Origin of the sequence: Natrialba sp. PRR66 (genome assembly GCF_034808065.1) — an archaeon.
GTDB classification, from domain to species: Archaea; Halobacteriota; Halobacteria; order Halobacteriales; family Natrialbaceae; genus Natrialba; species Natrialba aegyptia.
Window position 1 is genome coordinate 1 of the sequence record NZ_JAXHGN010000077.1, and the last position, 277, is coordinate 277.

General features: G+C 64.6%; 1 pseudogene. It reads right to left on the reverse strand.

The window, feature by feature from the left end:
- A pseudogene (locus tag SM755_RS23550) lies at positions 1–277 on the reverse strand (hypothetical protein); the annotation flags it as partial.

Sequence of the window (277 nt, forward strand, 5' to 3'; positions counted from 1 at the left end):
TCCTGATGGAAGTTCACCGACCCGCTGTCGCCGTCGGCGAGATCGCCCTCGTCGCCCCACTTGAGCTGTCCGGATTTACAGACCGCTCCAGTGTAACAGGTCACGCCGTCGATCCCCTTGATCCGGCCCGCGGAGTCGTCTGACAGCGCACCGACTTTTCTGAGTGATTCCCCCCGTGCACTCAGGTCGGCCAGACCCATCTTGGTGTAGTGGCCGATGACCTGCGACGGCGAGGCCCGTTCGATCTCCGTCGACGGACGGTACTCCTCGGCCGGGG